The organism is Microbispora sp. CA-102843, from assembly GCF_050936215.1.
In the GTDB taxonomy this organism is placed as follows: Bacteria; Actinomycetota; Actinomycetes; order Streptosporangiales; family Streptosporangiaceae; genus Microbispora.
Window position 1 is genome coordinate 4,141,656 of the sequence record NZ_JBNJNF010000001.1, and the last position, 20,307, is coordinate 4,161,962.

Annotated in this window: 19 protein-coding genes; 10 read left to right on the forward strand and 9 right to left on the reverse strand. The window is 72.4% G+C overall.

The window, feature by feature from the left end; genetic code table 11:
- Positions 1-8: 8 nt before the first annotated feature.
- The 4 genes from ACQEVJ_RS19145 to ACQEVJ_RS19160 all read left to right on the forward strand — a co-directional run bounded on the left by ACQEVJ_RS19145 (position 9) and on the right by ACQEVJ_RS19160 (position 5,898).
- Entirely contained in the window at positions 9-1,151 is a 1,143-nt protein-coding gene (locus tag ACQEVJ_RS19145; protein ID WP_433102785.1) for an FAD-dependent monooxygenase, read from the forward strand.
- Complete coding sequence (locus ACQEVJ_RS19150) at positions 1,148-2,764, forward strand: amidohydrolase (protein ID WP_433102787.1); 1,617 nt, start codon at positions 1,148-1,150, stop codon at positions 2,762-2,764. The genes ACQEVJ_RS19145 and ACQEVJ_RS19150 overlap by 4 nt, the downstream gene beginning before the upstream one ends.
- A 96-nt stretch (positions 2,765-2,860) precedes the next feature.
- On the forward strand, positions 2,861-4,423 hold the full coding sequence (locus ACQEVJ_RS19155) for an acetolactate synthase large subunit (RefSeq protein ID WP_433102789.1): 1,563 nt from the start codon (positions 2,861-2,863) through the stop codon (positions 4,421-4,423).
- Positions 4,424-4,506: 83 nt separating this feature from the next.
- Positions 4,507-5,898, forward strand: a complete 1,392-nt coding sequence (locus ACQEVJ_RS19160; RefSeq protein WP_433102791.1) for a PucR family transcriptional regulator — start codon at positions 4,507-4,509, stop codon at positions 5,896-5,898.
- A 30-nt stretch (positions 5,899-5,928) separates the two neighbouring features.
- On the opposite strand, the gene ACQEVJ_RS19165 is transcribed toward ACQEVJ_RS19160, so the two are convergent.
- On the reverse strand, positions 5,929-6,525 hold the full coding sequence (locus ACQEVJ_RS19165; protein WP_433102793.1) for a TetR/AcrR family transcriptional regulator: 597 nt from the start codon (positions 6,523-6,525) through the stop codon (positions 5,929-5,931).
- Positions 6,526-6,665: 140 nt separating this feature from the next.
- Here ACQEVJ_RS19165 and ACQEVJ_RS19170 point away from each other — a divergent pair, with 140 nt between their 5' ends.
- The 5 genes from ACQEVJ_RS19170 (at position 6,666) to ACQEVJ_RS19190 (ending at position 12,351) form a co-directional block, all read left to right on the forward strand.
- Entirely contained in the window at positions 6,666-7,610 is a 945-nt protein-coding gene (locus ACQEVJ_RS19170; protein WP_433102795.1) for an SDR family NAD(P)-dependent oxidoreductase, read from the forward strand.
- Positions 7,611-8,059: 449 nt separating this feature from the next.
- Complete coding sequence (locus tag ACQEVJ_RS19175; protein WP_433102797.1) at positions 8,060-8,560, forward strand: hypothetical protein; 501 nt, start codon at positions 8,060-8,062, stop codon at positions 8,558-8,560.
- A 97-nt stretch (positions 8,561-8,657) separates the two neighbouring features.
- Entirely contained in the window at positions 8,658-9,206 is a 549-nt protein-coding gene (locus ACQEVJ_RS19180; protein ID WP_433102799.1) for a TetR/AcrR family transcriptional regulator, read from the forward strand.
- Positions 9,207-9,230: 24 nt separating this feature from the next.
- On the forward strand, positions 9,231-11,390 hold the full coding sequence (locus tag ACQEVJ_RS19185; protein WP_433102801.1) for an MMPL family transporter: 2,160 nt from the start codon (positions 9,231-9,233) through the stop codon (positions 11,388-11,390).
- Positions 11,391-11,496: 106 nt separating this feature from the next.
- On the forward strand, positions 11,497-12,351 hold the full coding sequence (locus ACQEVJ_RS19190) for a universal stress protein (protein WP_433102803.1): 855 nt from the start codon (positions 11,497-11,499) through the stop codon (positions 12,349-12,351).
- A 62-nt stretch (positions 12,352-12,413) separates the two neighbouring features.
- On the opposite strand, the gene ACQEVJ_RS19195 is transcribed toward ACQEVJ_RS19190, so the two are convergent.
- The 6 genes from ACQEVJ_RS19195 to ACQEVJ_RS19220 all read right to left on the reverse strand — a co-directional run bounded on the left by ACQEVJ_RS19195 (position 12,414) and on the right by ACQEVJ_RS19220 (position 18,326).
- Positions 12,414-12,758 (reverse strand): RNA polymerase-binding protein RbpA, encoded by a 345-nt coding sequence (locus tag ACQEVJ_RS19195; protein WP_139579392.1) that lies wholly within the window; start codon positions 12,756-12,758, stop codon positions 12,414-12,416.
- 125 nt (positions 12,759-12,883) lie between these two features.
- On the reverse strand, positions 12,884-14,233 hold the full coding sequence (locus ACQEVJ_RS19200) for an MFS transporter (protein WP_433102806.1): 1,350 nt from the start codon (positions 14,231-14,233) through the stop codon (positions 12,884-12,886).
- A gap of 158 nt (positions 14,234-14,391) precedes the next feature.
- A complete protein-coding gene (locus tag ACQEVJ_RS19205) occupies positions 14,392-15,189 on the reverse strand; it encodes a glycerophosphodiester phosphodiesterase (protein ID WP_433102808.1) in 798 nt (265 codons plus the stop codon).
- Between the two features lie 112 nt (positions 15,190-15,301).
- Positions 15,302-15,598: an acyl carrier protein gene (locus ACQEVJ_RS19210; protein ID WP_433102810.1), complete on the reverse strand. Its 297-nt coding sequence runs from the start codon at positions 15,596-15,598 to the stop codon at positions 15,302-15,304.
- Positions 15,595-17,268, reverse strand: a complete 1,674-nt coding sequence (locus ACQEVJ_RS19215) for a fatty acyl-AMP ligase (protein ID WP_433102812.1) — start codon at positions 17,266-17,268, stop codon at positions 15,595-15,597. Before ACQEVJ_RS19215 ends, ACQEVJ_RS19210 begins: the two co-directional genes overlap by 4 nt.
- The gene (locus tag ACQEVJ_RS19220; RefSeq protein WP_433102814.1) at positions 17,265-18,326 is read right to left on the reverse strand and encodes an SDR family oxidoreductase; all 1,062 of its coding nucleotides are present in this window, start codon (positions 18,324-18,326) and stop codon (positions 17,265-17,267) included. The genes ACQEVJ_RS19215 and ACQEVJ_RS19220 overlap by 4 nt, the downstream gene beginning before the upstream one ends.
- 74 nt (positions 18,327-18,400) lie before the next feature.
- On the opposite strand from ACQEVJ_RS19220, the gene ACQEVJ_RS19225 reads away from it, so the two are divergent.
- Positions 18,401-18,964 carry an EF-hand domain-containing protein gene (locus ACQEVJ_RS19225; RefSeq protein ID WP_433102816.1) on the forward strand — a complete coding sequence of 188 codons (564 nt, stop codon included), beginning with the start codon at positions 18,401-18,403 and terminating at the stop codon, positions 18,962-18,964.
- A gap of 99 nt (positions 18,965-19,063) precedes the next feature.
- On the opposite strand, the gene ACQEVJ_RS19230 is transcribed toward ACQEVJ_RS19225, so the two are convergent.
- Entirely contained in the window at positions 19,064-19,615 is a 552-nt protein-coding gene (locus tag ACQEVJ_RS19230; RefSeq protein ID WP_433102818.1) for a TrmH family RNA methyltransferase, read from the reverse strand.
- A complete protein-coding gene (locus ACQEVJ_RS19235; RefSeq protein ID WP_433102820.1) occupies positions 19,612-20,256 on the reverse strand; it encodes a class I SAM-dependent methyltransferase in 645 nt (214 codons plus the stop codon). Before ACQEVJ_RS19235 ends, ACQEVJ_RS19230 begins: the two co-directional genes overlap by 4 nt.
- Positions 20,257-20,307: the final 51 nt, after the last annotated feature.

Below are 20,307 nucleotides of genomic sequence, written 5' to 3' on the forward strand. Positions count from 1 at the left end.
TGACCACCATGCCTACTGTTGCCATCGCCGGTGCCGGCATCGCAGGATTCGCGGCCGCCGCCGCACTGGCCCGTAAGGGCTTCGCCGTCCGCGTCTATGAGCGGTCCGAGGAGCCACGCGAGTTCGGCGCGGGCATCTACCTCAAGGAGAACAGCCTTCCCGTCTTCGACGACTTCGGTGTCGGTGAGCGCATCGCCGAGCGGGGCGTGCGCATCCGTGCCGCGCGCATCGTGGACGAGACCGGGACTGTCATCGTCAACCGGTCGGTGGAGCAGGAGCGGCTCATCGTCGCCCTGCGCGCGGACGTGCACAACCTGCTGCGCGAGGCCGCCGTTCAGGCGGGCGCCGAACTGGTCACCGGCCGCACGGTCACCGGCGCGGACCCGGCCGGCCGCCTCCTGTTCGCGGACGGCGACGCCGTCGAGGCCGACCTCGTCATCGGGGCCGACGGCCTGCACTCGTCGGTCCGTGAGTCGCTGAGCCTGACCAGGGTCAAGGGGACGCTCGGCGACGGCGCGACCCGGGTGGTCATCCCCCGCACCGAGGCGGACGAGGCGTACAGCACCGAGTACTGGTCCGGCCGGCACCGCGTCGGGGTCGCTCCCTGCAGCGAGGATCTGACCTATGTCTTCATCATCGGTCCCGAGGACGAGGAGCGGGTGCGCCGCCTGCCCCTGGACCGTGAGTACTGGACGGAGCAGTTTCCGCACCTCAAGCACGTCTTCGACCGGGTCAGCGACGACATGGGCGTCCACCACGCGCACCCCTACGTCGAATGCACGAGCTGGACGTCCGGGCGCGTGGCCATCATCGGCGACGCCGCGCACGCACAGCCGCCGAACTTCGGCCAGGGTGCCGGTGTGGCCGTCGCCGCCGCGTGGCGGATGGCCGAGACCCTCGCGGACCACTCGGACATCTCCGTGGGCCTGCTGGAATGGGAACGTCGTACGCGCCCGGGCATCGACATGGTCCAGCGGCTCACCACCGTCTACGACGTGGCCGGCTATGCCTGGCCCGAGGAGCTGGCCCCCGTACGCGCTGGCATCTTCCACGACTTGTCGCTGCACCCCATGATCTCCTCGCAGTGGGAGTACTGGTGGCGCGGCGGGGTCGAGGCGCCCCGGCCGGAGTCGGCGGGACTGTCCAAGTGACGGCCTCGGAGGCCGCCCACGTCACCGAGCGAGGCGCCGCGGTCCAGTTCGTCAACGGCGTCGTCCTGACGATGGACGACCGGCGCGCCGTCGCCTCCGCGCTGGCCGTGGACGGGGACCGTATCGTCCTGGTGGGCTCCGACGACGAGGTGCTCGCGACCCGGCGCACCGGTTCGCAGGTGATCGATCTCGGCGGACGCACCGTGGTCCCCGGAATGATCGACGCCCACACCCACGTCGAGCTCACCACCTACTCGCGGCACTTCTGGACGGACGTACGCGGACTGTCCAGGGCCGAGATCCTCGCCCGCGTCGCCGAGCTCGCAGCGAAGCGCGAGCCAGGCGAGTGGATCGTGATGCAGGGCACCTTCGGCCAGGACCTGCCCGACCGGCGGGAACTGGACCGGGTCGCCCCCGACCACCCGGTGGGGGTCCGCTGGTCCATGCACAAGTTCCAGCTCAACTCCGCCGCGCTGGGCGTGAGCGGCCTCGGCCGGCACACCGTCGTGGAGCCGGGGATGCGCGTCCACCGCGACTCCTCCGGTGAGCTCACCGGCCTGGTGGAGGAGGGCTGGGATCTGCTCGCCTGGTCAGCGCCGCTACGGGACGCGCTGCGCCCGGCGATCGCGGAAACCCTCACCGAGCTGTTCCTGCGCAACGGCGTGACGAGCATCGGCGAGGTCGCCGCGAGCGCGACGGGGGTGCGGGTCTACCAGGACCTGGCCAGGACGCGGAACTTCCCCCGGATCAGGCTCGCCCTGACCGCGGCCCCCGGTCACCAGCCGCTGGTGGACGCCCGCGTGTTCTCCGGCCTCGGATTCGAGACCGGTTTCGGCGACCCCCACTGTCAGATCCAAGCGATCAAGATCTTCATGGACGGCGGCAGGGACGGCGCGTTCCGGTCGAACGGCATCGGCGGGCCCGCGGAGTCGTGGGGCCTGCTGAGCCGCACCCTGCCCGAGCTGACCGGTGAACTCGCCGCCGCGATGGACGGGGGCGTCCAGGTGTGGGTGCACGCCATCGGCGACCTCGCCCAGGAGGTCGCGGTGAGCGCGATCGAGGAGGCGGCCCGCAGCCGCGCGACCACCGAGCACCGGTTCCGCGTCGAGCACTTCGGCAACGAGATGTACGCCGACGAGCGGATGCGGCGCCTGGTGGACGCCGGCGGCATCCCCGTTCCGAACCCCGGCTTCCTCTACGCCGAACCCGACGACCCCGGCCGGCGCCTGCCGCCCGGCACCACGAAGTACGGGCTGCGGACGCTGCGCTCCCTCACCGGCATGCTGCCGGGTAACTCCGACACGGCAGGGGCGCAGCCGTTCACCTGCAACCCCTGGTTCGTCATGCAGTCCATGATCCTGCGACAGAACAAGAACGGCGTGGTCATCGACCCCGAGGAGGCCGTCGGCATCGACGAGGCACTGGCCTCGTTCACCCGGGACGCCGCCTTCGCCACCTGCCAGGAGAAGGACAAGGGCACGCTGGAGACCGGCAAGCTCGCGGACTTCGCGGTGCTCGAAGCCGATCCGCGGTCGATGCCGGTGGAGCGGCTGGATTCGATGACCACCGCGGCCACCGTCATCGGCGGGCGGGTGGTATACGGCGCGCTGTGACTGAGGCGCCCCTGATCGGCGCGCGGCTGGCCGGCCCTCGGCGAAGCCTTCGACCTGCATGTTCTCCGGCTCGGCCGGGGGCACGAGCGGAGTGACATGAACGGTGCACAAGCATTGATCCGAACCCTGGCGGACAGCGGAGTCGACGTGTGTTTCGCCAATCCGGGCACATCGGAGATGCATTTCGTGGCGGCCCTGGACCATGTGCCAGAGATGCGCGGCGTGCTGTGCCTGTTCGAAGGGGTCGCCACGGGGGCCGCCGACGGGTACGGACGCATGCTGGACCGGCCGGCGGCCGCGCTCCTCCACCTGGGGCCGGGGCTGGGCAACGGGCTGGCCAACCTGCACAACGCCAGACGGGCGCACACCCCACTTCTCGCCGTCGTCGGCGACCACGCGACCTACCACAAACGGTTCGACGCGCCGTTGGAGTCCGACATCGAGGCGGTGGCGAGGTCGGTCTCGGGGTGGGTGCGTCGCACGGCGCGCAGTGCCGACCTGGCCGCCGACGCCGCCGAGGCGGTCGCCGCCGCGACGGCTCCGCCCGGGCAGACGGCCACGCTCATCCTTCCCGCGGACGTGTCGTGGTCCGAGGGCGCGCGTCCCGCCGCGCCGATCAGCGTCCGCCCGCCCGCGCTCGTGACCGACGGCGCGGTGGCCGACGCGGCTGCGGCGCTGGCCGCCGGGCCGCGCTGTGTCCTGCTCCTGGGCGGGCGCGCCCTGCGCGGTCCGGCCTTGCGGGCTGCCGCCCGCATCGTCCATGCCACCGGTGCCCGCGTGTACGCGGAGACGTTCCCGGCGCGCCAGCAGCGCGGCGCCGGCATCCCGGCGGTCGCCCGCCTGGCCTACCGGTCGGACGCGGCCCGCGCCCAGCTCGACGGTGCCGAGCATCTGGTGCTGGTGGGGGCGCGACCCCCGGTCGGGTTCTTCGCCTACCCCGGTGAGCAGGGCGACCTGCGGCCCCAGGGGTGTACGACGCACGTGTTGGCCGGGGGCGGCGAGGACGTCACCGAGGTGCTGGAGCGGCTGGCGGAGCGGATCGGGGCGCGGCAGGCGCCCCCCGTGCGCCCCGCCCGCGGCCTCGCCGTGCCCGAAGGCGCGCTCACCGCGGACACGCTCGCGGCCACGGTTGCCGCGCTGCTGCCGGAGGACCCGATCGTGTCGGACGAGTCCATCACCGCCAGCGCCGCACTGGTCGCGGCCACCGCCGACGCCAGGCCGCATGACTGGCTCAGCCTCTCCGGCGGCGCGATCGGTCAGGGGATGCCGCTGGCAACGGGCGCGGCGCTGGCCGCCCCCGGACGCGCGGTCGTCAACCTGGAGGCGGACGGCAGCGCGATGTACACCCTCCCGGCGCTGTGGACGCAGGCCAGGGAAGGCCTGGACGTGACCACCGTGATCCTCGGCAACGGGTCGTACGAGATCCTCTCCATGGAGTTGGAGAAGGTGGGAGCGGTGGCCGAGGGGGAGGCGGCCCGGCGGTTGCTTGATCTGTCGAGCCCGAGCCTGGACTTCGTCGCGCTGGCCACGGGCATGGGCGTTCCCGCGACCAGGGCGCACACCGCGGGCGAGTTCGCCGCGCAGTTCCGGACCGCCCTGGCCGAGCCCGGTCCCCACCTGATAGAGGCCCGGATAAGGCCCCGGGCATCCCGGGTGTGAGCGTGCCTCGACTCGCCGAGCTCAGCCGGGCCCTCGGTCGCGACCTGCGGCCCGTTTCCGCGGGGCCGCTTCCCGATCGCGTCGTGACAGGCGTTCATGTCAGCGAGCTGACCGATCCCACCCCCTACCTGGAGGGCGGTGAGCTGCTCCTGACGACAGGAATGGAGCTCACCGGACAGGCCGCGCAGGCCCGGTCGTACACGGCCCGGCTCGCCGAAAAGGGCATCAGCGCCCTCGGCCTGGGGCTGGGCCCGGTGCATCGGGAGGTGCCGGCCGTCCTGATCGACGCGTGCGAGGCAGCCGGGCTCCCGCTGCTGGTCGTGCCCGATCCCACGCCGTTCCTCGTCGTCGCGCGCAAGTACTGGTCGCTGCTCGCCGAGGCCGGGCAGGAGGAGCTCAACGCGACCCTCGGCGCGCACCGCGACCTCGTTCGCGCGGCCGCGGGCCCGAACCCTGTGTCCGCCGTCGTACGGACCCTTGCGGGCGCCGTCGAGGGGTGGGCGGCCCAGCTCACCCCCGAAGGGGACATCGTGGAGGTCTGGCCCCGCAGACGCCGGCGCAGCGCCCGGCAGATCGCGGAGGTGCTGGCCCGCCTGCGCGCGGCGGGTCCGCATTCCTCGGCCACCCTGCGTATCGACGGGGACGACGTCGTCGTGCAGCCGCTCGGCAGTCAGGGCCGGCTGACCGGCTTCGTCGCGACCGGCTGCGCCCCTTCGATGAAGACGCGGGACCGGCAACTCGTCCTGGCGGCATGCTCGCTGCTGGCTCTGCAGAACGAGCAGCGGCGGAGGGGCACGGAGGCCGCCCTGTCGGCGCGCGGCGCGGTCGCGAGGCTTTCTCTGCTGGGCTATCTCGACGCGGCCCGCGCCCTCGCCGCCGACCTCGGGGTTCCGTCCCCGCCCTCGCGCCTGTGTGTCCTCGGCGTCGCCGGAGCGGGCGCGGGTGCCCCCGACCTGCTCGACACACTGGAGCAGGCCCTCGCCCGCGACCGATGCCAGGTCCTGGCCGCAGTCGAACCGGACGAGGTGTGGATGCTGCTCACCGAGCAGAACCTGACGACGGTCCGCGCCACCGTCGCCGACTTCATCGCCGTCCGGGCCCCCGCGGCCCGCGCGGTCGTGTCCCGCGAGCTGGCCACCCGCGACCTGGCACTGCACCTGCCGGCGCTGCGGTCCGCGCTCGCCCGGGCGGACGAGGGATCGGTGCGCGACCTGGCGGCGGACGGGGGGACGTTCACCGGATCTCCCGCGCTGGAGCCGCTGCTGTCGTACAGGCGCGCCGATCTCGTCGGCGCCGTCGTCGCCTACCTGCGTCACCGTGGACACTGGGAAGACGCGGCCAAGGAACTGACGATCCACCGCAACACCCTCCGGCACCGCATCGGCACGGCGACGAAGGTGCTCGGCGCCGACCTCGACGATCCCGACGTGGCCAGCGCGATCTGGCTGGATCTGCGTGAGCGCGGCCTGGCCTGAGGCGGTCGCCGTCTGGGCCGGACCCGCGGGTCAGGCGGTCCCGGCGGCTCTGTGGCGCAGGCCGTCCATCAGCAGGTCGAGCAGGCGCCCGGCCTGATCGCGCTGCGCGGGCTCGCCGGCGGCGAGGCAGATGCCGTTCATGCCGGCGAGCACGTCCTCGGCAGCCACGTCCCGCCGCAGCGACCCGGCCGAGCCGCCCGCGTCGAGCAGCGCGCCGATCGCGCCGATCAGCCGGTCGCGGCTGTGCGCGTACGGGTTCGCGCCGGAGGCGATCACGGCGCGCAGCGCGCCGGCCATGCCCCGCTTGGTCGCCAGGTAGTCGACGAAACGGTCCATCCAGGTCCGCATCGCCGCGTCCGGCGCCATCTCGTCCAGAAGCTCGGCCCCCGCGTCGCACAGCTTGGCCAGCTCGTTGCGGTAGGCCTCCTCGATCAGCGCCTCCCTCGTGGGGAAGTGGCGGTAGAGCGTGCCGATGCCGACGCCCGCCTCCTTCGCGATCGCGTCGAGCGTGACGTCCGGCCCGTCCTGGGAGAAGGCTCTCACGGCGACGTCGAGCAGCCGCTCGCGGTTGCGCCGGGCGTCGGCGCGCAACGGCTTGGCTCCGGGTGGTCGAGCGGGGGTGGACACGGCTCCTCCACACAGGCGCGGGTTGCTAACCGGAGGATTCTCCGGTTAGAGTCGTAGACGTTCCGGAGGTTCCTCCGGTTTTCCTGATTGTAGCGGCGGGCTCTCATGGGCCCCAGCCGCCGTACGGGACGGGGACGAACATGGCTCAGACCACCCGCATGACCACGCCGTTCACCGGGCAGTCCACCGCGGCCGAGGTCCTGGAGGGCGTCGACCTGCGCGGGCGGCGGGCGATCGTGACCGGCGGGGCGTCGGGAATCGGCGTCGAGACCGCCCGGGCGCTGGCCGCGGCGGGCGCGGAGGTGACGATCGCGGTCCGCGACCTCGACGCCGGCAAGCGGACCGCGGAGGACATCGCCGCCACCACGGGAGGCGCGCCCGTCCTCGTCGCGCCGCTGGACCTCGCCGACCGGGCCTCCGTCGCCGCGTTCGTCGCCGCATGGGAGGGGCCGCTGCACATCCTGGTCGACAACGCCGGGGTGATGGCGTGCCCGCAGACGCGGACACCGGAGGGCTGGGAGCTCCAGTTCGCCACCAACCACCTCGGTCACTTCGCGCTGGCCATGGGCCTGCACCCGGCGCTCGCGGCGGCCGGCGGCGCCCGCGTCGTGTCGGTCAGCTCCAGCGCCCACCTGCGGTCGCCGGTCGTCTTCGACGACATCCACTTCCGGGAGCGCCCGTACGACCCGTGGCTGGCGTACGGGCAGTCCAAGACGGCCAACGTGCTGTTCGCGGTCGAGGCCGCAAGGCGGTGGGCCGGCGACGGCATCGCGGTCAACGCGCTCATGCCGGGCGGCATCCGCACGAACCTCCAGCGGCACGTCACCGACGAGGAGCTCGAGCGCCTACGCGCGCAGACGGGCGGCGGCGGCCCCACGTGGAAGACGGTCGAGCAGGGCGCGGCCACGTCCGTGCTGGTCGCGGCCTCGCCGCTGCTGGAGGGCGTCACCGGGCGGTACTTCGAGGACTGTCAGGAGGCGGAGCCGAATCGGGAGGGCACCCGCCGGGGGGTCGCGGCGTACGCGCTCGACCCGGAGGCGGCCACCCTGCTCTGGCAGGTGTCGGCGGACCTGCTCGACCTGTGATCCGCGGTCTGTGATCCGCGGTCTGTGATCTGCGGTCTGTGATCTGCGGTCTGGGCACGGCCCGCCCGAGGCGAGGCCGGCCTTCCCCGGCCGGGCCTTCGCGTTTCTCTCGGGCGGCCGAGACCTGATCGCCCGCGCCGTCGCCGTCCCGGGTCACCATGTGCCGGCCGCGCCGAGGAGGATCTCCAGCGCCGGGCGGCTCCTCGACCGCGACCGCCAGGACCGGGCAGCCCGCGGTGAAGTCGCTGTCGACGACCGTCTGCCGCCACAGGGCCAGAAACGCGCGCAGCCCGGCCGTGGGACCGGCCTCGAGTCCACGCTCCAGGACCCGGGTGACCAGGTCGCCGGCGAACCGGACCGCTTCGGCGGCCAGTTGCTGCTTGCCCCGGGGGAAGTAGTGGTAGGTGGAGCCGAGTGGTGCGCCGGAGTGCGCGACCAGGTCCCGGACCGTGCTCCCCGCCAGCCCGCGTCACCGGATCGCGCTCCAAGCCGGGATGGCGCTCGGCCTCGTCGACCCGATCGTCGGGTCCATCTGCGGGAAGGTCCCGTTCCGGGGTCCGTTCCCGATCGGCCACGAATGCGTCACCGAAGTCGCCGCCCGAGGCGCCCTCGCCGCCTACGGCTTCGGCCCCGCCGGCGGCCCCTGGGGCGGCATGGTCGCCGACAGGATCCGCGTCCCCCACGCCGACCACATGCTCGTCCCCGTCCCGGACGGCGTTCCGCCGATCCGCGTCGCCGCCGGGAGGGTCCACTACCTCGACGACGACCCGCACCGGAGACAGATCGCCGAATACCTCGGAGCCGAAGCCGGGCCGCTGACCGGCACCACCCCGCGGCGCCTACGACATCGTCGTCGAAGCCACCTCACGCGCCCCGGGCCTGCGGCGCGCGCTCACCGCGACGGCTCCCGGCGGGATCCGCACGGCGGCCGAGATCGGCTCGCCGGCTAGATTCCGGCTTCGCCCTCTCCATGTGAACCCCGTCACTCAAACCCCGTCACTGGCCGATCGGTCAAACGCTGTCCGATCGGTCAGCTAGTGTGTCTCCATGGCACGTTCCGCAACAACCATGCGTGCGGACATCCTCGACTCGGCCGTGCGGCTGTTCGCCGCGCACGGGTTCCGCGGCACCTCCCTGCAGGACATCGCCACGGACGCGGGCTGTTCCAAGGCGTCCTTGCTCTATCACTTCACGAACAAGGACGCGATCTTGACCGAGCTGCTGGCGCCCGTCGGGCCGGAGTTCGCCGCGCTGGAAGGGCGGCTCGCCGGGCTGGACGGCGAGGAGGCCGCCCGGGCCGCCGTCGCCGGGCTCGTCGACCTGTCCCTGCGCTTCCGGCTGCAGGTGAAGATCCTCCTGCAGGACGTCGACGCGCTGATCAACCGGCCGGAACTGCCGGACGTGGACGGCCTCACCGAACGGCTGACGGACGCGCTGTCCGGCCGCTCGGCCGTCCCCCAGGCCCGGGTCTGGGCCTGGATGGCGATGCTGGGGATCATCCTGACCAGCGCCGGCGAGCTCGCGCTCCCCGAGGAGACGCTGCGCGCGGAGCTGACCCGCGGCGCGTTGCGGACGCTCGGTCTGCACACCGACTGACCTCCCGAAGAAAGAGATTCTGCTTTGGCAACCCTGCTGTACCGGCTGGGCCGGTTCTCCTTCCGCAGACGCGGGCGCGTGGCCGCCGTGTGGCTGCTGCTGCTCGTGGTCCTGGGCCTGGCCGCCGCAGCCTTCCACGGCCCGACCGGCGACAAGTTCGCCATGCCCGGCACCGAGTCGCAGCGGGCGCTGGACGCCCTGGCCAAGGAGTTCCCGCAGGCCAGCGGTGCCACCGGCACCATCGTCGTCGCCGCTCCGCAGGGCCGGAAGCTGGACGCCGCCGCGGTCGCGCCCGTGGTCGAGGAGGCCGGCGCCGTCCCCGGCGTCGTCGCCGCCATGGATCCGTTCCGGTCCGGCGCCGTCTCGGCCGACGGCCGCTACGCCCTGGTCCAGGTGCAGTTCGACCGCGGGCTCAAGGACGTGACCGACGCCCAGCGCGCGGCGTACCTGAAGGCCGGCTCCTCGGTGACGGGGCTGCGGGTCGAGCACGGCGGCGAGATCCTGAACGCCGCGCCGGAAGTGGGCGGGTCGGAAGGGATCGGCGTCGTGATCGCCGCGGTGGTGCTGATCGTCACCTTCGGCTCACTGGTGGCCGCCGGCATGACCCTGCTGAACGCGCTGATCGGCGTGGGGGCCGGCATGGGCGGCCTGTTCGCGCTCAGCGGCGTCGTCGAGCTGACCTCCGTCACACCGGTGCTGGCGCTGATGCTGGGCCTGGCCGTGGGCATCGACTACTCGTTGTTCATCACCTCCCGCTACCGCCAGTTCCTGGCCGAGGGCGTGGCGCCGGAGGAGGCCGCGGGCCGGGCGGTCGGCACGGCCGGATCGGCGGTCGTGTTCGCCGGGGCCACCGTGGTCATCGCGCTCGCCGGTCTGTCGGTGGTCGGCATCCCGTTCCTGAGCGTGATGGGCCTGGCCGCCGCCGGCACCGTGGCCGTCGCCGTGCTGGTCGCCCTCACGCTGCTGCCCGCCTTCCTGGCGTACGCCGGAGCCAGGGTGCTGCCCCGCAAGCAGCGCACCGGCGAGAGCGCGAACGCGGGCGGCCGGGGCTTCGGCTACACCTGGGGGCGGGTGGTCACCCGGCTGCGCGTGCCGATCCTGCTGGCCGGGGTCCTCGCCCTCGGCGCGCTCACGCTGCCGGCGCAGAACCTGCGGCTGGCCCTGCCCGACGCCGGCACCGCCGCCCCCGGCACCCCGGCCCGCGAGGCCTACGACCTGACCAGCGAGGGATTCGGCGAGGGCTTCAACGCCCGCCTGATCGCCGTGGTCTCCGCCGCCGACCGCGCGGCCACGACCGCCGCCGCCGGTGAGGCCGCCCAGCTGATCCAGCAGACCCCCGGCGTGCTGGCCGTGGCCCCGCCGCAGGCCAACGCCGCGGGCACCACCGCGCTGCTGACCATCATCCCCAAGGCGGGGCCCACCGCCGCGGCCACCGAGGACGCCGTCCACGCCATCCGCGCCAAGGTCGCCGCGATCGGCGGCGCCGAGATCGCCGTCACCGGCGCCACGGCCGTGGGCATCGACGTCTCCGACAAGCTCGCCGACGCCATGCCGGTGTACCTGCTGCTGGTCGTCGGCCTGTCGGTGCTGCTGCTCATGCTCGTCTTCCGCTCGATCCTGGTGCCGGTCAAGGCGGCGCTGGGCTTCCTGCTCACCGTCGGCTCGACCTTCGGCATCACCGTGGCGATCTTCCAGGAGGGCCACCTGGCCGGTCTGCTGGGCGTGGACGCGCCGGGCCCGCTGGTCAGCTTCCTGCCGATCCTGCTCATCGGCATCCTGTTCGGCCTGGCCATGGACTACGAGGTGTTCCTGGTCTCGCGGATGCGCGAGGACTACGTGCACGGCGACGCCCCCCGCCAGGCGACGATCAACGGCATGGGGCACAACGCGCGGGTCGTCACCGCCGCGGCGCTGATCATGACGGCCGTGTTCGGCGGGTTCGTGTTCATGAACGACCCGATCATCAAGTCGATGGGCTTCGCGCTGGCCGTCGGCGTGCTCGTCGACGCCTTCGTGGTCCGCATGACCCTCGTCCCCGCCGTGATGTCCATGCTCGGCCGCGCCGCCTGGTGGCTGCCGCGCGCCCTGGACCGGGCGCTGCCCGACCTCGACGTCGAGGGCGAGCGCCTGCGCCACCACCTCACCGCCCGCGCCGCCAGCCCCGAGCACGCCGGGGTGTCGTAGAGGGTGTGGGGGGCCGGAGGTCCCGTCCCGGCGGGACCTTCGGCGGCGCTCGCACGCCCCGCCAGGGGAACGGTGTGATGGAAGGACCGGCCGAGGGGAGGGCGTCATGATCGTGGTGGGTGTCGACGGCTCGCACGCCGGCATGGCGGCCGCGGCTTGGGCGGCCAGGGAGGCCGACCTGCGCGGCGTCCCCCTGCGGATCGCCAACGCCATCCCCGCCTGGGCGTGCTCGAGCGCCCGGCAGGGTCCGTACACGAGCGTCGCGGCGTGGATGCGCGACGGCGCCGCCGCCGTGCTCGGCGCCGCCACCGAGCGGGTTTACGCGGAGGCGCCCCGGGTGCCGGTCGACACCGCGATCCTGGCCGGCGACCCGCGCCCGGCGCTCGTCGAGGCGGCCGTGGACGCCGATCTCCTGGTGCTCGGCAACCACGGGCTCGGCGGCTTCCGCGGCTTGCTGCTCGGCTCGGTCGCGTACGGCGTGGCGGGCCACGCCCCGTGCGACGTGGTCGTCGTGCGGGATGTGCCCTCGGCGCCGCGCCCGGAGATCGTGGTGGGCATCGACGGATCCCCCGCCTGCGCCAAGGTGCTCGACTTCGCCTTCGCCGAGGCGGCGCTGCGCGGGACGGGCCTGCGGGCGGTGCACGCCTACAGCTCGCTGGAGGCGGGCGGCGGCTTCGCCCCGCTCCCGGACGACTTCGACGACGAGAAGGTCGAGGTGCGCATGGTCAGGGAGGCCCTCGCCGGGCGCCGCGAGCTCTACCCCGACGTCAAGGTCGTCGAGGAGGTCGTACGGGGCCATCCGGTGGACGTGCTGCGGCAGGCGTCGGCGGGCGCCGACCTGCTCGTCATCGGCTCCCAGGGCCACGGCGAGTTCAGGGGCCTGATCCTCGGATCGGTCTGCCAGGCCATGCTCCACTACGCGACGTGCCCCATGGTCGTCGTCCGCGCGCCGGCCGGCTGAGCATGCGAACGCCCCCGGCGGCCCGGGTGAATCTCCGGGCCGCCGGGGGCGTCGTCGGCGTCCTACGCGCTCTTGCGCCGCTGCTCGCGCAGAATGGCGAGCCGCTCGTTCAGCACCTCTTCGAGGTCCTCGATCGAGCGGCGCTCCAGCAGCATGTCCCAGTGGGTCCGCGGGGGCTTCGCCTTCTTCTGCTGGGGCTGCTCCGCGTCCACCCGCAGCGCCGGGCTGCCGCAGTAACGGCACTCCCAGTTCGTGGGGATCTCGGCCTCGACGGCGAGCGGGACGGTGGTGAGATGGCCCTTGGGGCACGTGTAGGACACCTCCTGGCGCGGGGCCAGATCGGTGTTGCGGTCGTTCTCGTAGCTGGTCGCGCCGAGCCGGGTACCGCGAAGTGCACGCTCGCCCATGTCTTTAAGCCTCCTGAGGTCCCCGCCTTCGAGGGGTTCGTTCGCCACCGCGTACAACGCCTGATACCGTGTGTGGATTCCCAGCCGAGACCTGATCCAATCGCGCTTTTTCCGTCCCTCTGGTCTCAGATGTGGGCCGGCACCTCGTTTCCCGCCTCGCGGATGGCCCGGGGCAGGTTGACAAGGGTGAGCAGCACGAACCCGATGATGAAGAACACGACCAGCGAGACGATCGCGGCTCGGTAACTGTCGGTGAGCTGGAGCGCCAGCGTGAGCACCAGCGAGCCGAGGAACGCCGATCCCTTGTCGCTGATCTCGTAGAGGCTGAAGTACTCCGCCTCCCTGCCGGACGGGATGACCAGGGAGTACAGCGAGCGGGACAGCGCCTGCGTGCCGCCCATGACGATCGCGATGGCGAACGCGATCGCGTAGAACTGGACGGCCGAGCCCTTCTGCAGGAAGTAGGCCACTCCCACCACGACCGTCCACACGACAAGGCTGGCCAGGACCGTGCGCTTGGTCCCGATCCTCATCGCGAGCCGCCCGAGCCCGAGCGCGCCTCCGACCGCGATGAACTGCACCATCAGGATCGCGCCGATCTGATGGGTCTGCCCCAGTCCCAGCTCCTGGTCGGCGTACGTCGCGGAGAAGCCGATGACCGTCTGCACGCCGTCGTTGTAGATCAGGTAGGCCACCAGGAACAGCAGCGTGCGGGGATAGCGCCGCAGCTCGCCGAGCGTACGGCCGAGCTGGCGGACGCTCCCGGCGATCGCCCGGGCCGCCGTGTGCTCCACGTGCGCCACCGCCCGGTTGTGCAGGCGCAGCATGGGGATGATCGCGAATGCGCCCCACCACAGGCCCGCCGAGGCCAGGCTGATCCGCACCGCCAGGCTCTCCTCGACCGCGCCGGACAGGTAGACCACCAGGTTGAGCGCGAGCAGCAGGCCGCCGCCGAGGTAGCCGAAGCCCCAGCCCCTGCTGGAGATCGCGTCGCGTTCCTCCGCGCCGCAGATCTGCGGCAGGAAGGACTCGTAGACCACCCGCGCCGAGCCGAAGGTCACGTTGGCGATCAGGAACAGCACACCGCCGAGCAGGTAGCGGTCGCCGGAGACGAGGAAGAAGCCGAGCGTGGCCGCCGCGCCCACGTAGACGAAGGCCCCCATGATCTGCTTCTTGCGGCCGGTGTGGTCGGCCAGGGCGCCGACGATCGGCATGACCACGATCTGCAGCAGCACCGAGATCGTCACCATGGCCGTGAAGTACGCCTTCGGCCGCAGGTCCAGGCCGAGGAACGACACGAAGCCGTTCTCGCCGCCCGCCGCCGTCGTGGCGATCGAGGTCAGGTACGGCCCGAGGAAGACGGTCAGGACCGTCGTCTGGAACGCCGAGTCCGCCCAGTCGTACCAGTACCAGCCGCGTTGCTCGCGCCGCCGCGCGCCGGGGATCTCCTCATCGACGACCTTGGGGGCGGTCATGGTCTCTCCTCACGGTGGTGAAGCGTCGCCGGGTGCTTCAACGGGGCCGGGTTCCGGCGGGCAGGTTTCGGCGGGCAGGGCTCAGGAGGCAGGGTTCAGGGGGGGCAGGGCTCAGGGGGTTCGGCGGGGCGGTCCGGGCCGGACGGGGTGGTCCGGGGTCACGGCTCGGCCGGGCGGGGGTGCCACTGCCCGCGTGACTTGAGCACGTCGCGCAGACCGCTGATGTTGTCCGTCATGATCCCGTCGACGCCGAGGTCGAGCAGGTGGGCCATCGTCACCGGGTCGTTCACCGTCCACACGTGCACCTGCATGCCGATCGCGTGCGCGGTGCGCACCAGGGCGCGGGTGGTCACCCGCAGGCCGCGGAACCCGATGGGCGCCTGCGCGCACGGCACCCCCGCCTGGGCCAGCCCGGACAGGAGCCTGCCGTACCCGCCTCCCATCGCGGCCGTACGCAGGGCGGCCAGGCCGCGCGGGCCGAGCGAGAAGCAGACCTCCCGGTCGATCGCGCGCCGGGCCCGGGCGAGTCGCACGTCGGAGAACGAGGTCAGGCACACCCGGTCGTAGGCGCGGGTGCGGCGGATCGCCCGGGCCAGCGGCGCGATGGCGGCGCTCTCCTTGACGTCGATGTTGAACCGCACGTCGGGCCAGGTGCCGAGCAGGTCCTCCATCAGGGGGATCTCGTGCCTGCCGCCGATTTTGGCCCTGCGCACCTCGCGGTAGGACAGGCGCGAGATGCGGCCGGTGCGGTCGGTGACCCGGTCGAGGCTGTGGTCGTGGAACGCGAGCAGGACGCCGTCCGCGGTCGCGTGCGCGTCGGTCTCCAGGTAGGTGTAGCCGAGCTCGACCGCCCGGGAGAAGGCCACCATCGTGTTCTCGCGGGCCTCCGCCGCCCCGCCTCGATGAGCGAAGGCGAGCGGTCCGGGGTGGTCGAGGAACGCGAAACGGCGATGCACGAGAGGAGTATGCCGGGTTCCGGCCATACAGTCAGCGCACCAAGATGAACATTTGCGTCACAAGAGTCCATTGTCATCTTTGGGCGGTTGCTCCGCTTCGGCGTGTCGCGGTTCACCCCGTGTCCGCCGGCCCCTGTCCGGTCCGGTCTCCCGCCAGGAGGCCGGCCAGGTGGGCGGCGATGTCGTCGATCGTGGGGTAGTCCCAGGCCAGGGTCGGCTCCACCAGCAGGCCGACGGTCTCTTCCACGTCGACGCACAGGCTGAGCGCATGGATCGAGTCCAGGCCGTAGGTGCGGAGCTTGACCGTCGGGTCGATCTCCGCGGGCGGCAGCCGGAGATAGGCGGCCACCCGCTCGATGAGCCATCGGCGCAGGTCACTGAGGGATCCCAGATCGGGGGCGGCGTTCATGCGACGGTCTCCAGCAGGTCGTTCAGCGCGGGTTCCAGTTCGGCGTACAGCGGTGTGAGGCTTCCGCTGAGGAACAGCTCCCGCATATGCCGGCGGCGAAGCTTGCCGCTGGTGGTCTGCCGCACCGCGCCACGGGCCACCAGCATCAGGCTCAGCGGGACGCCGAACTCCCGCGTCACCTGATCCAAGACCCGGTCGGCCGTCTCGCCGAGGGCCACCGACTGTTCCCGGCGCACCTCCTGGACCAGAACGACGTGTTCCCCGCCGTCCCTGCCCCGGACGCCGAAGACGGCGCCGCGCCCTGCGGCCGGGTTGGCCCGCGCGGCCGCCTCCTCCAGGTCCTGCGGGTAGAGGTTGCGGCCGTTGACGATGATCACGTCCTTGATCCGCCCCGTCACGTAGAGCTGGCCGTCGAGCAGGAATCCCAGGTCCCCGGTGCGCAGCCAGCGGCCGTGCCGCGCCGGATCGCCGGCCAGGAAGGTGGCGCGGGTCTCCGCCGGACGGCCCCGGTAGCCGAGGGCGACGCTGGGGCCCGCCACCCAGATCTCCCCGATCGCGCCGTCGGCGACGGGGCCGGAGCCGCCCGGATCGACGATCCGCAGGTCGAGCCCGGAGACCGGCCCGCACGCGACCAGGGGTGTCCCCTCGGGTGCCGGGACCGCCCGATGCCGTTCCAGCGCGGAGGGGTCGAACCGCCGCACGGTCACGCCCTGCCCCTGCGGTGTGCACGTGACCATCAGGGTGCACTCGGCCAGGCCGTAGCCGGGATTCCAGGTGGTCGGGCGGAAGCCCGCAGGGGCGAACCGCCGCTCGAAGCCGGCGAGCGTGCCGGCCCGGATCGGCTCGGCCCCGCTGAGGGCCATCGTCAGCGTGGACAGGTCGAGACCGGCGAGTTGCTCATCGGTGATCCTGCGCGTGCACCAGGCGTACCCGAAGTCCGGGGACACGGTCCAGTCCGCGCCGTACCGGCTGATCAGCTCCAGCCAGCGCACCGGCCGCGCGACGAACGCGGCCGGTGACATGAACACCAGGTCGGCGCCCGCGTGGAGCGCCTGTAACTGGAGGCCGACCAGGCCCATGTCGTGGTAGTGGGGCAGCCATCCGGCCAGCCGCCGTACCGGCTTTTCCCGGGCCAGCAAGCGGAACAGCTCCAGGTTGTGCAGCAGATTGCCGTGTGAGACCTCGACTCCGCGCGGGTCGCTCGTCGATCCGGAGGTGTACTGCAGGTAGGCGATGGTGCCGGCGGTCAGGGCAGGCGGTGTCCAGGCGTCCGGATCGGCGGTGGCGGGATCGGCCACGTGGGCCCCGAAATCGGACAGTTCGGACGCGTGTGCGGGATCGGTCAGGACCAGCCGCGCGCCCGCGTCCCGCATCAACGTCCGTACGCGGTTCGCGTGCGGTGCGCCCGCGTCCGGCAAGGGGGCGGGGATCGCCGGCACCCGGGCGTAGAGACAGCCGAGGAACGCGACGGTGAAGTCGAGCCCCGCCGGATAGAGAAGCAGCACCGGCTGATCGGTCAGGCCGCGATCGGCGAGCCACACGGCGGTGGCACGCGCCCGCCTGTCCAGTTCGGTGAAGGTGAGCCGGGCCGGGCTGCCGTCGTCCCGCACGAAGAGGAACTCCCGATCGTCGCTGAGGCGGTTCCGTACGTGTGTGACGAAGTCGGTCATGCGGGCAACCCCTCCCGGACGTACCAGGAGACCAGCCGGTCGAGGACCGCGGGAGTGACGGCGGGCGGGGCCGCAGGGTCCCGCCACTCGAAGTCGTAACGGTGCCGGAAGTAGGTCGCGGTGTACTTGGCCCGCATGTTGACCACAGCCTCGAACCGGCTGAACGGCCTGTCCCGGATCTCTTCGGGTGTGGCGGGAACCAGTTCGATCGGCAGCCTGGCGTTGATCACGCCGAACAGGTCGGCGACCGGCACGGTGGCCCCGTTCACCACGTGGGAGACCGGACGCTCCTGGTCCGCGGCGGCGAGCGTGAGCAATCGGGAGACCGTGGTGTCGATGGGGGTCAGATGGAGGTTGGCGTCCGGATGGCAGGGGAGGCGGACCCGTTCCCCGGGCGTGCGCCGGGCGAAGAAGGCGATCACCCGGAGGAAGTCGTACAGGCCGTAGTCGGTCAGCGCCCGTCCGGTGCGGGAGTGCCCGACCATCACGCCCAGCCGGGCCACCAGGGCGGCGCCCTCGCGGACGGACCGCGACCGTGCCAGCGCGATCTCCGCTTCGCGTTTCGAGTATTCGTAGAAGTTCCGGAACCGGTCCGGCGGAGCGTGCGACGGCCAGTCTTCGGGAACGGGGCCATCGGTGTCGAGCCCGCACTGGTAGGCCGTCCCGACGAGGATGTAGCGCGAGCCCGGCCGGGCGTGCCGCTCGTAGGTGGACAGCGCGTTCGCCGATCCCGTCACGTTCACGTTCAGGAGCTCCTCCTCACGGCGTGGGAAGAAGGTGACGAGCGCGGCGACGTGCCAGTAGGTGCAGGGCTCGGCGAAGATCTCGGTGACCGGAAGGCCGAGGTCCGGCTCGTCCAACGCCAGCGCGCGCACCCGGAGGCGGCCCGCCGGGGACTCGTCGAAGCCGAGGCAGCGCAGCGCGTCCGCGACCCGGCGTCGCACCACCTCCCCGGACGCGCGGGCGAGGGCGATCACTTCGTCGCCCCGGGCCAGCAGGGCGCCGATGAGATGGGAGGCCACGAAGCCGTTGGCCCCGTCGATCACATGCACGTGCACCACGACACCTTCCCACAGGCGATAGCGGAAGGTAAAGTCGCGATCGCTCACGGTGACAGAACTCGGGAGGGTTCATGCTCAACGACCTGCAGCAGCGCAAGCTGGCCCATCTGTTCACGCTCCTGGACGTGGACGACGACGGGACCATCGACAGGATGGACTACACCGCCTCGGCCGACCGGCTGGTGAACGCGTTCGGGTTCGCGCCGGGCTCCGGCCCGTCGCAGCGGGTCCGGGATCGGTACGCGAGGCTGTGGGACGAGGTGACCCTGCCCATGGACACCGACGGGGACGAGCGCGTCGAGCTGCACGAGTTCATGGCCGGGTTCTACCGGTTCGTCACTCAGCCCGAGGCGGGCTACCACGTCCACATCGCGCCGGTCGCCGACGCCTTCTACGACCTGATGGACACCGACGGAGACGGGAGGATCACCCGGACCGAGTACCTGCGGATGGCCGGAAGCGCTTTCCGCATGTCGGAGGCGAACGCCGTCGCCGCGTTCGACCACCTCGACCTGGACGGCGACGGCTCGCTGAGCCGGCAGGAGCTGCACGTGGCCAACGAGCAGTTCTTCCGCAGCCCTGACGCGGAGTCCCACGGCAACTGGCTGTTCGGTCCGCTCCCGGCACAGGGCTGAGCCGCCGTACGGCACGGGGGAGGGCTCGCGGCCCGGCCGGGCCGCGAGCCCGCCAACCGTACGCGGTCCCGGTCGGGCGCTTGTCGTTTCAGGGGGCGGCTACCCGGCGGGCGACGCCCATTCCTGCCGCCTGGCCTCCGCCATGGCGATGGCCGCGGCGACCGCCACGTTGACCGACCCGACCCTGCCGACCTGCGGGATGTAGGCCACCGAGTCGGCCGACTCCAGGCAGGCGGGGGAGCAGCCGTGGTCCTCGCTGCCGAGCACCAGGCAGACGTCGCCGTCGAGCTTGGCCTCGTGCAGCGGCACGGCGTCGCCGGTCAGCTCGACGGCGACCACCCGGAAGCCCTCCTCCCTGGCGGAGCGTACGGCCTCGGTCACCGGGACCGGCTCGTGCCACTCGACCAGCCGGTCGGTGCCGAGCGCGGTCTTCTGGGCCTTGGGGTTGGTCGGCGGGGTGGCGTTGCCGGCCAGCCAGATCGTGTCCGCGCCGAAGGCGGCGGCCGTACGGAAGATCGATCCGATGTTGAAGGGGCCGGTCACCGATTCGAGGATCAGCGCGAGACGCCCCTCGGTGTTGCGGCGCCAGGTGCGGTTGAGGCGCTTGACGTCGGTCGGCTTGAGCTGCCTGCGGGGGTTCGGAGTGCTCATCGCTCCTTGCTCTCTTGCTCCTGGATCTCTCGCTCCTGGATCTCGGCGGGACGGGCGTCGACCCGCAGTACGCGGTAGGCCGACCGGGAGGCCAGCCGTGAGGTGGGCCAGCCCTGCTCGCTCAGCCAGCGCTGCAGGGAGTCGGAGCCCAGGTGCTTCTGCACGACCAGGTACGCGCTGCCGTCGGCGGCGAGCCGGTCGAGCCACCGGGTGAGCATCTCGTGGAGCGCGGCCTTGCCGATCCGGATGGCCGGGTTCGACCAGATGGCCCGGAACCTGACGTCCTCGGGCATCTCGTCGGCATGTACCGACCTTACTTTGTCAAGGCCCGCGCTTTTGGCGTTGCGCTCACACAGCTCCACCGAGCGCCGGTTGACGTCGACGGCCCACACCGTGGCCCTCGGCGCCCGCGACGCCATCGTCAGTGCGATGGGGCCGTAGCCGCAGCCCAGGTCGAGGAGGTCGCCCTCGGCCGGGGGCGGCGGGACGCTCTCCAGCAGCACCCGGGTGCCGGCGTCGATCCGTTCGGGGGAGAACACCCCGCGATCGGTCTCCAGCCGCAGGTGCAGGTCCGGGAGGACCAGGGTGACCGAGCCGGGCCGGCTGGCCGCCTGGGGGCTCTCCTCGAAGTAATGGGCCACGTGCCCAAACGTATCAACGCCCCGGACCGCTGATCTCCACGCCTGCGTGAA